The organism is Pseudomonas sp. GW821-FHT01E05 (genome assembly GCF_059422425.1).
Genome location: NZ_JBWKWW010000001.1, coordinates 1 through 13,048, shown reverse-complemented (window position 1 = coordinate 13,048; position 13,048 = coordinate 1). Strand labels below are relative to the sequence as shown.

Annotated in this window: 14 protein-coding genes; 2 read left to right on the top strand and 12 right to left on the bottom strand. The window is 57.5% G+C overall.

The features are described from left to right. Window positions 1-2: 2 nt before the first annotated feature. From AC07W5_RS00070 to AC07W5_RS00020, 11 genes are all read right to left on the bottom strand, one after another. Entirely contained in the window at window positions 3-1,964 is a 1,962-nt protein-coding gene (locus AC07W5_RS00070; RefSeq protein ID WP_494991158.1) for a DUF7844 domain-containing protein, read from the bottom strand. After that, window positions 1,961-2,281 (bottom strand): DUF2388 domain-containing protein, encoded by a 321-nt coding sequence (locus AC07W5_RS00065; RefSeq protein WP_494991159.1) that lies wholly within the window; start codon window positions 2,279-2,281, stop codon window positions 1,961-1,963. Before AC07W5_RS00065 ends, AC07W5_RS00070 begins: the two co-directional genes overlap by 4 nt. Before the next feature lie 26 nt (window positions 2,282-2,307). Next, window positions 2,308-2,616, bottom strand: a complete 309-nt coding sequence (locus AC07W5_RS00060; RefSeq protein WP_494991160.1) for a DUF2388 domain-containing protein — start codon at window positions 2,614-2,616, stop codon at window positions 2,308-2,310. 107 nt (window positions 2,617-2,723) lie between these two features. Further along, entirely contained in the window at window positions 2,724-3,041 is a 318-nt protein-coding gene (locus AC07W5_RS00055) for a DUF2388 domain-containing protein (protein ID WP_494991161.1), read from the bottom strand. A 184-nt stretch (window positions 3,042-3,225) separates the two neighbouring features. After that, the gene (locus AC07W5_RS00050) at window positions 3,226-3,435 is read right to left on the bottom strand and encodes a DUF1127 domain-containing protein (protein WP_495022578.1); all 210 of its coding nucleotides are present in this window, start codon (window positions 3,433-3,435) and stop codon (window positions 3,226-3,228) included. 271 nt (window positions 3,436-3,706) lie between these two features. Then, the gene (locus tag AC07W5_RS00045; RefSeq protein WP_494991163.1) at window positions 3,707-3,922 is read right to left on the bottom strand and encodes a DUF1127 domain-containing protein; all 216 of its coding nucleotides are present in this window, start codon (window positions 3,920-3,922) and stop codon (window positions 3,707-3,709) included. 319 nt (window positions 3,923-4,241) lie between these two features. Then, window positions 4,242-5,735, bottom strand: coding sequence for a succinyl-CoA:acetate CoA-transferase ScpC (gene scpC / locus AC07W5_RS00040; RefSeq protein WP_494991164.1), 1,494 nt, complete (start codon window positions 5,733-5,735; stop codon window positions 4,242-4,244). A 180-nt stretch (window positions 5,736-5,915) separates the two neighbouring features. After that, window positions 5,916-7,352 carry an NAD(P)(+) transhydrogenase (Re/Si-specific) subunit beta gene (locus AC07W5_RS00035; RefSeq protein WP_495022577.1) on the bottom strand — a complete coding sequence of 479 codons (1,437 nt, stop codon included), beginning with the start codon at window positions 7,350-7,352 and terminating at the stop codon, window positions 5,916-5,918. Continuing rightward, entirely contained in the window at window positions 7,352-7,675 is a 324-nt protein-coding gene (locus AC07W5_RS00030; protein WP_005783507.1) for an NAD(P) transhydrogenase subunit alpha part 2, read from the bottom strand. The genes AC07W5_RS00035 and AC07W5_RS00030 overlap by 1 nt, the downstream gene beginning before the upstream one ends. A gap of 15 nt (window positions 7,676-7,690) precedes the next feature. Further along, the gene (locus AC07W5_RS00025) at window positions 7,691-8,812 is read right to left on the bottom strand and encodes a Re/Si-specific NAD(P)(+) transhydrogenase subunit alpha (RefSeq protein WP_495010563.1); all 1,122 of its coding nucleotides are present in this window, start codon (window positions 8,810-8,812) and stop codon (window positions 7,691-7,693) included. 450 nt (window positions 8,813-9,262) lie between these two features. Further along, on the bottom strand, window positions 9,263-10,162 hold the full coding sequence (locus AC07W5_RS00020) for a LysR family transcriptional regulator (protein WP_494991167.1): 900 nt from the start codon (window positions 10,160-10,162) through the stop codon (window positions 9,263-9,265). A 157-nt stretch (window positions 10,163-10,319) separates the two neighbouring features. Here AC07W5_RS00020 and AC07W5_RS00015 point away from each other — a divergent pair, with 157 nt between their 5' ends. Beyond that, on the top strand, window positions 10,320-11,501 hold the full coding sequence (locus tag AC07W5_RS00015) for an acyl-CoA dehydrogenase (protein WP_494991168.1): 1,182 nt from the start codon (window positions 10,320-10,322) through the stop codon (window positions 11,499-11,501). 13 nt (window positions 11,502-11,514) lie between these two features. Next, entirely contained in the window at window positions 11,515-12,735 is a 1,221-nt protein-coding gene (locus AC07W5_RS00010; RefSeq protein ID WP_495022576.1) for a CaiB/BaiF CoA transferase family protein, read from the top strand. Between the two features lie 48 nt (window positions 12,736-12,783). Here the strand turns inward: AC07W5_RS00010 and AC07W5_RS00005 are convergent. Next, window positions 12,784-13,048, bottom strand: a 265-nt coding sequence (locus tag AC07W5_RS00005; protein WP_495022575.1) for a hypothetical protein, incomplete at its 5' end; no start/stop codon positions are given.

Below are 13,048 nucleotides of genomic sequence, written 5' to 3'. Positions count from 1 at the left end.
GGTTAAGGCAGCTCCAGCCCGCCAGCTGCCTTGTGCAACGCCCGCAAATGCTCGCCTACCTGCTTGAGATTGGCCTCATTCGCCGCAATCTCCGCCGCGCGGCCTGGCTCGAGCAAGGCTCGGACTTCTTTATCAAGATCGCCGGTCAAGGCTTGCAGCTGCTTCTGACGCAGGCTGCTCTCCGATTCCAGCCGCTTCCACTCACTGGCCTGAGGCAAGCCATAACCGCTACTGCCTAGCAGTTCGGCCGGTCGGCTGAGGAAGCCGCTGTTAGCCAGGATCTGCTGCAAAGTGCCGCTGGCTTTATCCATGCCGCCATTTTTCAGCTCGCGCGCACCGAGGTAACGCTGTTTGACTTCATTCTGAGCCAGCAGTAATTGCTGACGGAAACTCGCCTGCTCCAGCAGCAGCAAGGCAGCACTGGTGCGCAGGTCGGCCTGATCGAACCATTGGCGACGTTCTGTTGCGCTCAGCGATAACCAGTCTTCGACGCTGTTCTGCTTGATCGGCAGATGCTTCTTCAACACCTCGAACATTGTCTGATAGCGGTCACGGAACGAGTCGAAGCGATAGCCCAGACGCAAGGCCTCGCGCGGGTTGTCCAGCACACTGGTGTCCGCCAGACCACGGCCCTTGAGCACTTCCAGCAAACCGTTGGGCATGATGCTGTCCAGGCCGGTCAGCTGTGGGTTGTTGCTGCCGCTGCGTAGCAACTTGAGGCTTTCGACCGCGCAGTTGTTGGACAGGAAGAAATAGTTACCGTCGTAGCTCCAGTGCATCTCGGCCGCATGCTCGACCACGTCTTCGATCTCGCTACGCGACAGGTTGAGAGGCACCGAGGCCAGGCTACGCAGTTCCGTCTTGGTGTATTCGTCGATGACTTGCGCCAGCGGCAACACGAATAGTCGAGACGGATACTTTCCGACCAGACCATCCCAACTCGACAATTGTACGTCGCCAACAAAGGCGCGATAGGACAGCACCAGATGCTGGTCCAGATCCAGTCGGCAGTCTGGCCCACGAGGACGGCCAGGCGCGCAGATCACCAGCCGCAACATGCTATGACCCCAGCGGCTGACCCAGTTCTGGTTGGCTTCGGCCAGTAGATAGTCGACGGCATACACCCGCTCCGGATCGACCTGCCCTAGCGGTTGTTTGGCGAAGTCATTGCCGGCGTTGAGGAACGCGAAAGACTTGGCGCAGGTGTCCCTGGCGGCGGGCGCCCAGCCGAAATGTTCTTTGTAGTAGCGATACAGCGCGGGACGACGACAGGCGTAGCTCGGGTCAAGGAGGAAGTACTCCATGTTGACCGCAACGAACTCTTTCGGATTGCTTGTCTCGTAGATATCCGGGCTGCGGGCGATCTGTCGGTTGTGCTGCTCGCGTTCGCCACGGCGCCCGACGTATTGTGGCCAGCCGGCCAGATCCAGCAGGCGCGGGTCATCACTGAGGGTAAAGCGCCGCGCCGTCTGGCCACGGCATTGGTCCGGGATGCCAATCAGTCCTGAGCTGTTGTTCTGCCGTGTGCAACGCTGGATCAGCGTGCGTTCGGCGTCCGGCCATAAACGCGCGCGATCGTAGATGTGGGTCAGTTCGTGCAACACCGTGGCGAGCATTTCCTGGCGCACGGTGCCGTGGGGGCGATTGGTTTTTTTCGTCGCGGCGGAGCCGTCGGTGAGACCGGCCAGCAGGTTGCGATTGAGCTCAAGTTCGGCCACCAGCGACGCCTCGCCGTAGGCGTTGCCTGGCATGTCGTTGGTCCAGTCAACATCGATGCGGCGGTCCAGTTGTTCGGTAAAACGCGGTGGCAGAGCCTGTACGGCTTCATCGAGCAGTGCCTGGCTGGCGTGTTGCTCAGCAGGGCTCAGACCATCGGTCTTGAGCCGTAATTGCAGGTCGGCCTGGGCCGTGTTGGCCAGCAGCGAAACAACCCCGGCCAGTATCCAGGCGGCGAGCGGCTTCACAGTGCGAGGATGGCTTCGGCGAGTACCTGATCGCTGGCATCGCGGGCTTCAGGTACGCGGGTGCGTAAGGTGTTGAAAGCGGCTTCCAGATGCGCGCCACGGATATCACCATTGCTGGCGACGAAACTGGCCGCATCGTCGTGGGCTTCACGCACGATTTTTGAGTCACGGATGGACGTGGTGGTATCGGAAGTGAAATCGATTGTGCGCCGGGAGGCGCGAACAATCATGTTACTGGTGGCTACCAGGGTGTGCGCCTGGACCGCGTCGGCCAACAGCAGCAGGCCAAGGGTGGCAGCAATCAGCGGGTTGCGCATGGAACGACTCCGAAAAGCATGGGTAATTATTGGACGAGAATTGCCTGTGCCAGTTCAAGGTCACTGGCACGAAGTTTTGGTTGGGTCTGATGGAGGTAAACCAGGGCGGATTCCAGTTGCGCGCCTCGCAGTTGGCCATCACTGGCAATGAAGGCTGCGGCGTCATCCTGTGCGGCGAGTATCAGTTTATTGTCGAAGGGCGCGGACGTCACTTTGCTTGTGGCGTAGCCGCTGACTACAAGGCCTTGCGTGCTGAGGTCGAAGGCATGGACCGAACCTGTCCAGCAGACAGCGATAAATGCCAGGGCGATGAGCAGATCTGAGAGAAAGCGCATGAGGCTCGATAGCTGAAAACGAGCGCCAAGGCTAGCGTAATGCCTGGGCCAGAGCCAGCGCCGAAGGATTGGGACGCAGCGTTTGCGCCCCGCTTCCCGACCTGCGGTCAGATCGCCAGGATGGCCTGGGCCAGCTGTGCGTCGGTCGCATTCAACTGCGGCGCCTGATGGCGAATGTAATCAAAAGCGCTTTCCAGTTTCACACCGCGAATGGCGCCTTCGCTGGCGACGAAGCTGGCAGCGTCGTCACGGGCCGCGAGGACGATCTTGTGGTCACGCAATGACGAAGTGGCATCGGACGAGGCGTCGGATGTGCCCTTGAGCGCGCCGACAATGGCATCAGTGGTGACGATCAGGCTGGAGGCATGCGCATTGGCGGCTACGGCCAGCAGGGCTGCAGCGCTGAGCAGGCGAAAACGGGACATTGGGGGGGTAACTCCTGTGAATAAACAGATAAAAGTGGAGCGGGTCAAAACACCGGGCAGCCACTGCGAGTTGCGTAGTGCCTTGGGCATCAGACGCACGCTCTGCAGTGTTCGCCACGTTCTTGCCGGATATTAGGCCGCACCGTGTCTGTTCGAATAGTCCCGTTTCGTCTGCTGTGTACGGCTAGCGCCAGAATGGTTTATCCAGTTCAGCCAGCCGATCGGAGTGACTGATGCCCAGGTCGGACAGTTGCTGAGCATTAAGCTGGGCCAGCAAGTGTCGGGTGCGGGTTCTTTCCATGCTCCGAGCCAGTGCTGTAAACAGCCGACCCAGGCCACTGGCGAACGAACGCTGTTGAGAGTTGGGTGTCGATGTATCCAGTAGGCGATTCATGGTGCAATCCTTGCGAGCAGGCCGAGGTACCGGCCCTGGGGCACCATCTTGTTCTCTGGGCGTTGGTGGATACAGATACACCAACGTTAAATTGTACTGGTTCAATTTAACTTATTTATTAACTGTATCTGTCAGGAAACAGATCTTCTGTACAGGCTCGATTACAGGTTCTGAAACGACAAAACCCGTCGCAGTTGCCTGCGACGGGTTTTGTTTGTGCAATTCGGGTTGCTGGCGGTGGGCCCGGAGGGCCAGAGCCAGCGACGCTAACTTAGCGCCAGAACGGCTTGCTCAGCTCTTCGTAGCGTTGAGCTTCGCTAATCCCTGCGTCAGCCAGCAGACGCGAATCCAGGCGAGCCAGTTGATGGCGGCTGGAGATGCGGCGCTGCCACAGCATCAGGTTGGCGATAACGCGAAAAGGCATGGAAGCCTGGGTGTTTACAGCATTGTCTTCGAAGAACAGGTCGGAACTGAGTGTACGTTCCATGGTTGACATCCTTCCGCTTATGGCGGGATTAGGTAGTGGTTTAACTGATGCCAATGATCCTCCTCTTGCGCAAGTCTCTCTAGATACAGTTCACCTGTATTGTGATGGGCCAGTTAACTGTTTATAGGTGCTGTACTGCTCATAATTGAGGCAACTGTACCTGTCGGCACTATTATGGTGCGTTTTAGAGTGTTGAGCTCTGAAAGGTAGGAGATTTCGGTAGGAAAAGACCGGTACAGCAGTACAGTTTTAGGCGGGTGTTCCTGCGGCTATGAGCAGCTGACGAAATTTCATTTGCGTCAGCTGCCAACTGTATCAATTACACCGCGAGCATTTTCCCGGTTTCCTCCAGGTTGATGTGCCAGCTCAGTGCATCACGCAGGATGTGCGGAGTGTGCCCGCCCACTGCGCAGGCCGCATTGAAGTAGTCGTTCAATGCTTCGCGATAAGCCGGATGCACGCAGTTGTCGATGACCGCCCTCGCCCGCTCCCGCGGCGCCAGGCCCCGCAGGTCGGCCAGGCCTTGCTCTGTAACGAGGATGTCGACGTCATGCTCGGTATGGTCCACGTGGCTGACCATTGGCACCACGCTGGAAATCGCGCCGCCTTTGGCAATCGACTTGGTGACGAAGATCGCCAGGTGCGCATTGCGCGCGAAGTCGCCCGAGCCGCCGATGCCATTCATCATCCGTGTACCACAGACGTGCGTGGAGTTGACGTTGCCGTACAGGTCGAACTCCAGCGCGGTGTTGATGCCGATGATGCCCAGGCGACGAACTACTTCGGGGTGGTTGGAGATTTCCTGTGGACGCAGTACCAGTTTGTCCTTGTAGCGCTCAAGGTTGCCGAACACATCAGTATTGCGACGGCTCGACAGGGTGATCGAGCTGCCCGAGGCGAAGCTCAGTTTTCCGGCATCGATCAGGTCGAAGGTCGAGTCCTGCAGGACTTCGGAGTACATGGTCAGGTCTTCGAATGGCGAGTCGATCAGCCCGCACATCACTGCGTTGGCGATGCTGCCGATACCGGCTTGCAGAGGTCCGAGCTTGTTAGTCATGCGCCCGGCGTCGACCTCCTGTTTGAAGAAGTCGATCAGGTGGTCGGCAATGGCCTGGGTTTCGCTATCCGGCGGCAGTACAGTGGAGGGCGAGTCGGACTGATTGGTAATCACCACGGCGACAATCTTGGCCGGGTCGATCGGGATGGCGGTGCTGCCGATGCGGTCATCAACCTTGACCAGCGGAATCGGTGTGCGGGTCGGACGGTAGGTCGGGATATAGATGTCGTGCAGACCTTCCAGATTGGGATTGTGTGCCAGGTTGATCTCGACGATCACGTGTTTGGCGAAGATCGCGAAGCTGGCCGAGTTGCCTACCGAGGTGGTCGGCACGATGTGGCCTTGCTCAGTGATCGCCACGGCTTCAATCACTGCGATGTCCGGCAGCTTGAGTTGCTGGTTGCGCAGTTGCTCCACGGTTTCCGACAGGTGCTGGTCGATGAACATCACCTCGCCTGCGTTGATGGCCTTGCGCAGTGTGCTGTCGACTTGGAACGGCATACGGCGGGCCAGAACACCGGCTTCAGTGAGCTGCTTGTCGAGGTCGTTGCCCAGGCTGGCGCCGGTCATCAGGCTGATTTTCAGTGGCATGAACCTGGCGCGTTCGGCCAGTGCGTGGGGTACGGCCTTGGCTTCGCCGGCGCGGGTGAAGCCGCTCATGCCGACGGTCATGCCGTCCTGAATCAGAGCGGCAGCGTCAGCAGCGCTCATTACCTTATCCAACAACGAAGGCAAGCGGATACGATCACGGTACATGGATTGTTATCTCGGGCAACGGAAGCAAGATGCGCAGTCTAGTGATTTCAAAAAAAATCGTCCCGCGACCATGGTCGAATGCAGGGCCTTGATTTAGAGCCTTTGGTCGGTTTTTAGCAGGCAATAAAAAACCCCAGCCTGCTTCAGGCCGGGGTTTTCGGTATTGCGCGAAAGCAGGGTTTAATCGACAGCCTTGACCATATCTTCGATGACCTTCTTGGCGTCGCCAAAAACCATCATGGTCTTGTCCAGATAGAACAGTTCGTTGTCCAGACCGGCATAACCGCTGGCCATCGAGCGCTTGTTAACGATGATCGTCTTGGCCTTGAACGCTTCGAGAATCGGCATGCCGGCAATCGGCGATTTTGGATCGTTCTTCGCTGCCGGGTTGACCACATCGTTGGCGCCGAGTACCAGCACCACATCGGCCTGGCCAAACTCGGAGTTGATGTCTTCCATCTCGAACACCTGGTCGTAAGGCACTTCGGCCTCAGCCAACAGGACGTTCATGTGACCTGGCATACGACCCGCTACCGGGTGAATCGCATACTTCACAGTTACGCCATTATTGGTCAGTTTCTCGGTCAGCTCTTTAAGCGCGTGTTGCGCCCGGGCGACCGCCAGGCCATAACCCGGAACGATGATCACGGTGTCGGCGTTGGTCAGCAGGAAGGTCGCGTCGTCAGCCGAGCCGGATTTCACCGGACGAACTTCTTTCGCGCCGGCCGGGCCAGCGGCATCTGCATTGTTACCGAAGCCGCCAAGCAGTACGTTGAAGAACGAACGGTTCATCGCCTTGCACATGATGTACGAGAGGATCGCACCGGACGAGCCCACCAGGGAACCTGCGATGATCAGCATCGAGTTGTTCAGCGAGAAGCCGATCCCGGCCGCGGCCCAGCCGGAGTAGCTGTTGAGCATCGACACCACGACCGGCATGTCGGCACCGCCGATCGGGATGATGATCAGCACGCCGAGCACGAAGGCCAGAGCCAGCATCAGCGCGAAGGCACCGAAGTTACCGGTCAGCATAAAGGTGATGCCCAGGCCCAAGGTTGCCAGGCCCAAGATCAGGTTCAACTTATGCTGACCGCCGAACTGTACCGGTGCGCCCTGGAATAGACGAAACTTGTACTTGCCCGACAGCTTGCCGAAGGCGATCACCGAACCCGAGAAGGTAATGGCACCAATTGCCGCGCCAAGGAACAGCTCCAGGCGGTTACCGGCCGGAATCGAATCACCCAGTTGCTTGACGATACCCAGAGACTGCGGTTCGACGACGGCAGCGATGGCGATGAACACCGCCGCCATGCCGATCATGCTGTGCATGAAAGCGACCAGTTCCGGCATCTTGGTCATCTCGACGCGCTTGGCCATGATCGAACCGGCCGTGCCGCCGACCAACAGACCGACGATCACGTAACCGATTCCGGCCGTGGCCAGCTCGGCCCCAAGCTTATAGAAGAGGCCGATGGTGGTGACAATCGCCAAGGCCATTCCGAGCATTCCGTACACATTGCCGCGTCGGGAAGTGGTCGGATGTGACAGGCCTTTCAGGGCCTGGATGAAGCAGATCGACGCGATCAAATAGAGCGTCGTTACAAGATTCATGCTCATTACTTCTGCACCTCTTCTTTCACAGCTTTGGGCGCTTTCTTCTTGAACATCTCAAGCATCCTGCGGGTCACCAGGAAGCCACCGAACACATTCACCGCGGCCAAAGCCACAGCCAGGGTGCCCATGGTTTTACCCAGCGGAGTCACGGTCAAAGCAGCAGCGAGCATGGCGCCGACGATGACAATTGCCGAAATGGCGTTGGTCACCGCCATCAATGGCGTGTGCAGTGCAGGTGTAACGTTCCAGACCACGTGATAACCGACATAAATCGCCAGCACGAAGATGATCAGGTTGTAGATACCGGGGGAGATAAGCTCTTCCATCGTCTGAATCCCTGCTTAGGCGTTTTTGCGGATGACTTGGCCGTCGCGGCACATCAGGCACGCGGCGACGATGTCGTCTTCGAGGTTGAGCTGGAATTGGCCTTCTGGAGTGAAGACCAGCTTCAGGAAGTCCAGCAGATTGCGGGCATACAGCGCCGAGGCATCTGCAGCGACCTGCGCCGCCAGGTTGGTATGGCCGACGATGGTCACGCCGTGAGCGACGATCACCTGATCGGCTACCGTCAGCGGGCAGTTGCCGCCTTGAGCTGCCGCGAGGTCGATGACCACCGAGCCGGGCTTCATTTGCGCGACGGTTTCCGCGCTCAACAATACCGGTGCCTTGCGACCCGGGATCAGCGCGGTGGTAATGACAATGTCGGCCTGCTTGGCGCGCTCGTGTACCGCCAGCGCTTGACGCTGCATCCAGCTGGCCGGCATTGGCCGCGCATAACCGCCGACACCCACGGCGCATTCGCGTTCCTCATCGGTCTCGTAAGGCACGTCGACGAACTTGGCACCCAGGGACTCGATCTGTTCCTTCACCGCCGGACGCACGTCCGAGGCTTCGATCACTGCACCCAGACGCTTGGCGGTAGCAATCGCCTGCAAACCGGCAACGCCTGCGCCGAGGATCAGCACCCGCGCGGCTTTCACCGTGCCTGCGGCGGTCATCAGCATCGGCATGAAGCGTGGATAGTGATAAGCGGCCACCAACACGGCTTTATAGCCGGCAATGTTGGCCTGGGAGGACAGTACATCAAGGCTTTGTGCGCGGGAGGTGCGCGGAGCGGCTTCCAGCGCGAAGGCCGTGATACCGCACTCAGCCAGCTTGGCAATGGTTTCATTGCTGAACGGATTGAGCATACCCACCAGCACGGTGCCGCGTTTGATCAGGGCCAGTTCGCTGTCGCTGGGCGCGACCACTTTAAGAATCAGCTCCGCACCGAACGCCTCGTTGGCGCTGCCAATGCTTGCGCCTACTGCTTCATAGGCACTGTCGACAACGCTGGCGTTAATGCCGGCGCCGCTTTGCACAGTGACTTTATGACCCTGGCCGATCAGCTTCTTGATGGTTTCAGGGGTTGCAGCAACCCGCGTTTCACCCGTCTGGGTTTCGAGAGGAACACCAATGTGCACGTCAAATCTCCTGCATGATCTTATTGCATTTGATCTTTATAAGAAGGCCAGCGCACTCCGGATGGTGCTGCTGGGGCGGCCGATCAGCACGACCCCGTGTAATCAAGGCGGGGCGCGGCATTTTGCAGGCGAACTTTGTGCCCTTCAAGGGATTATGACGGGTGACGGAAAATTAACTACAAGTCACCCTGTGACCGAATGTCGCAACAGTAGCGCTTGATCCCTTGTAAGCCGTGCCTTGTATAGGTTTTTGCTGGATTTCAAGAATTTATACATCGACGCTGTGAATGAAGCCGCATTGCTTCAAAATAGATGCCGCAAGCCACGTCTTTAGGCGCTTATGGGACGATTGTCCCTCCTTCCGGTACAGTTTTCTAAAATGCGACATATAGTTATATCTGTAGTAATTTACATTTACTGACTACCGAGTCAATTAAAGCCTTGAAGCCCCTATTCTTCTAAGCTGTAGCTCTGCGCCTGCCTTACCAGCCAATCCCTGAATGCCCGTAAGGATGCCGATTCGACCTTTCGGTCAGGAATCATCAGGTAATACGCCTTGATGCTGGACAGCGCCTGGGGATTGGCGATCACCAGCCGCTTCTCTGTTAACTCCCGCTGAATAAGGAATGGTGGAATCAATGCGATGCCCATGTCATGCATGGCGGCCTGGGCAAGCATGGAGAATAGCTCGTAACGCGGTCCTGTCATGTCTCGAGGGACATTCAGGTTCTGTGAGCTGAACCACTGACGCCAGGCATAAGGCCGGGTGGTTTGTTGCAGCAGAGGCAGTTCGGCGATCTCTTCAGCGCTCAATTGGCTTCGAATGCCCAGAAGTCGCGGGCTGCAAACCGGCATGGGGGTTTCGCCCATCAGTCGATGGGACTCGGTGCCTGACCAATCGGCATCGCCAAAATAAATCGCCGCATCAAAGTCAGTGTCGGCGAACAGGAAAGGCCGGGTACGGTTGGTAAGGTTGACCGTAACTTCGGGGTGTTGCTGCTGGAAGTCCTTGAGCCGCGGTAGCAGCCATTGAGTGCCAAAGGTGGGGACTACGGCCAGCTCGATGACGTTGGCGCCCTGCTGTCCCATCACCGAGAGCGTATCGCGCTCGACGGCATCCAGCTGTGTCGCGACCCGGCGACTATAAGACAGCCCTGCTTCGGTCAGCTTCACTCCCCGGCGTGAGCGTCGAAACAATTCGACGCTCAAAAATTCCTCCAGGCTGGCGATCTGCCGACAAATGGCTCCCTGTGTAAGGGAGAGCTCTTGCGCAGCCTTGGTAAAGCTTTCGTGCCGAGCTGCTGCTTCAAAGCTGATCAGTGCAGCTGTACTGGGGATTTTTCTGCGCATGTACGGCAATCTCACTAATAAAGCGCCAGTAAGTAGTTTAGCGCTATCACGGAGTGAGAAATTAGCACAACAGTATGCAAAATCCTCGTTTGCTGTATCCGCGAGCCAGGCCTAGGATCAGTCCACGATATTTGACCTACTTCGCGAGGACTCACTCATGGGCGGTAAAGCTAGCTTTAACTGGATCGATCCCCTGCTGCTGGATCAACAGCTCACTGAAGAAGAGCGCATGGTGCGCGACAGCGCTGAGCAATTTGCTCGCGACAAGCTGGCTCCGCGGGTTCTCGAAGCTTTCCGCCATGAAAAGACCGACCCGGCGATTTTCCGCGAGATGGGTGAAATCGGCCTGCTGGGTGCCACCATTCCAGAGCAATACGGTGGCAGCGGCCTGAACTATGTCAGCTACGGACTTATTGCCCGTGAAGTCGAGCGAGTCGACTCCGGATATCGTTCGATGATGAGCGTGCAGTCTTCTCTGGTAATGGTGCCAATCAATGAGTTCGGCACTGAAGCACAGAAGCAGAAATACCTGCCCAAGCTTGCCTCTGGTGAATGGATCGGTTGTTTCGGTCTGACTGAACCTGACCATGGTTCCGATCCTGGCGCGATGATCACTCGTGCGCGCAAAGTGGAAGGCGGCTACAGCCTGACTGGCAGCAAGATGTGGATCACCAACAGCCCGATCGCTGATGTTTTCGTGGTCTGGGGTAAGGACGATGCGGGAGACATCCGCGGCTTCGTACTGGAAAAAGGCTGGAAGGGCCTGAGTGCTCCAGCGATTCACGGCAAGGTAGGTCTGCGCGCCTCCATTACCGGCGAAATCGTCATGGACAACGTGTTTGTGCCAGAAGAGAACATTTTCCCTGACGTTCGTGGTTTGAAGGGTCCTTTTACCTGTCTTAACTCGGCCCGTTATGGCATTTCCTGGGGGGCGCTGGGCGCTGCTGAGTTCTGCTGGCACACCGCTCGCCAGTACACACTGGATCGTCAACAGTTTGGCCGGCCGCTGGCGGCTACTCAGTTGATCCAGAAGAAACTGGCCGACATGCAGACTGAGATCACCCTCGCCTTGCAAGGTTGCTTGCGCCTGGGCCGTATGAAGGACGAAGGCACTGCAGCTGTCGAGATCACGTCCATGATGAAGCGCAATTCTTGCGGCAAGTCCCTGGATATTGCTCGTATGGCTCGTGACATGTTGGGCGGCAACGGTATCTCCGATGAATTCGGTGTTGCCCGTCACCTGGTCAATCTGGAAGTGGTGAATACCTATGAGGGTACTCATGACGTACATGCGCTGATCCTTGGTCGTGCGCAGACCGGTATCCAGGCGTTCTATTAATAGGAGAACGACCATGGGCGCGCTTTCGCATCTGCGGGTATTGGACTTGTCGCGAGTGCTGGCCGGTCCTTGGGCCGGGCAGATCCTTGCGGATCTCGGGGCTGAGGTGATCAAGGTCGAGCGCCCGGGTAATGGCGACGACACGCGCGCCTGGGGGCCGCCCTTCCTGAAAGACGCCTATGGCGAGAACACCAGCGAAGCGGCCTATTACTTATCGGCCAATCGCAACAAGCAATCGGTCACCATCGACTTCACGCGTCCGGAAGGCCAGCAGCTGGTGCGTGAGCTGGCGGCCAAGTCCGACATTTTGATCGAAAACTTCAAGGTCGGTGGTCTGGCGGCTTATGGTCTGGACTATGAGTCGCTCAAGGCGCTTAACCCTGATCTGATCTATTGCTCGATCACAGGCTTTGGTCAAACGGGGCCTTATGCCAAGCGTGCCGGTTATGACTTCATGATTCAGGGCTTGGGCGGCTTGATGAGTCTGACTGGCCGACCTGAAGGAAGTGAAGGTGCCGGGCCGGTGAAAGTCGGAGTAGCACTGACGGATATTCTGACCGGGCTCTACTCGACGGTCGCAATTCTGGCAGCGCTGGCTCATCGGGATCATGAAGGTGGCGGCCAGCATATCGACATGGCGCTGCTGGATGTTCAGGTGGCCTGTCTGGCCAACCAGGCGATGAACTACCTGACCACAGGGGTTGCGCCCAAGCGGTTAGGGAACGCTCATCCGAACATCGTGCCATACCAGGACTTCCCGACCGCAGATGGTGACTTCATTCTTACCGTTGGGAATGACGGGCAGTTTCGCAAGTTTGCTGAAGTGGCCGGACAGCCACAATGGGCGGACGATCCGCGGTTTGCCACGAACAAGCTGCGGGTGGCTAATCGGGCGGTCTTGATTCCGCTGATCCGTCAAGCAACGGTGTTCAAGACTACGGCTCAATGGGTGGCGCAACTGGAGCAAGCCGGTGTGCCTTGTGGGCCGATCAACGATCTGGCTCAGGTGTTCGCCGATCCTCAGGTTAAGGCTCGTGGGCTGGCAATTGAACTACCCCATGCCTTGGCTGGACTGGTTCCACAGGTGGCTAGCCCAATCCGTCTTTCTGAGACGCCGGTTGAATACCGCCATGCCCCGCCTCTATTAGGTGAGCACACCTTACAGGTGTTGCAACGGGTGCTGGGTCTGGAGGTATCAGCCGTTGCTGTGTTGAAAGAGGCTGGAGTGCTGTGAATGTCCCCTTCTATATATAGGTGCTGACGGCTCTACTATATAGAAGGGTTAAAAACGGGCTCTTTTGGTCCTTTTCAGCTTTGTTGATAGATAATTTGAATTAACCCTTGACGGCAGAATCTGGAAGCCTATAATTCGCCCCACTTCCGGCGCAGTCGAAACGGAAAACTCTTTGGTAAACAAAGAGTTACGCGGTTTTCGACAGCGCTTGAGCTTCAGTTCAGCGAAGCCGGAAAGAGTTACTGGGGCAGTGAGGTTTTGCTCTAATAACGGTTCGATCCACTCGGTCGAAAGCGGTGTAAAAGAGGTGTTG